This window comes from Homoserinimonas sp. OAct 916 (assembly GCF_003260275.1).
GTDB lineage: Bacteria > Actinomycetota > Actinomycetes > Actinomycetales > Microbacteriaceae > OACT-916.
Genome location: NZ_QJHB01000046.1, coordinates 1 through 613, shown reverse-complemented (window position 1 = coordinate 613; position 613 = coordinate 1). Strand labels below are relative to the sequence as shown.

The window sequence follows — 613 nt, the reverse complement described above, 5'->3', positions numbered from 1 at the left end:
TCAACTGGTCGTTCCAGATATAAGAGGTGGACCCGTTGAAGACCCCGGTGGCGCTGCTGTCACCGGCGATGGCACCTGCGGCGTCGTAGGTCACACCGTTCTGTGCCAGACCGTTGAGCCCGGACGTGGTCGCGCCTGCGCTGTCCAGAACCCACGGGCCGTTCGTGCCGTCATAGCGCCAATACAACTCGGGGCTGTCGGAGATCACCCGCGAGGCGTAGTTATCGACCGCGCTCACGGCGCGTGCGCTTGCCACCGGCGACAGGTTGCTGGTGTTCGGTCCGTCGCTGGCGGTCACCCGGTAGGTGTAGTTGGTGCCCGGGGTCACAGCGGCATCGACAACGGTCACCTGGGGCCGCACCCACCACATGGATGACGCCGTTCCAGTCCACATCGGGGTGGAGGATCCGTTTCGGTACACCCGGTAGGTCAACAAGCTGTCATCGGTGTCATACACGGTACGGAACTTCACCTGGATGGTTCCGTTCGACATGGCCTCGGCCGCCGGCAGAACCGTGGGCGGCAACCCGGTGTCGTCGGGTCCGAAGCGGGTCAGGCTCTGCTGCGACTTGCCATTCACAAGCGTGTACTCGCCACCAACCCACAGATAGTC

1 pseudogene is annotated in these 613 nt (G+C 63.9%); it reads right to left on the bottom strand.

Annotated elements, in window-relative coordinates:
• Positions 1–613, bottom strand: a pseudogene (locus DL891_RS16615) (hypothetical protein); the annotation flags it as partial.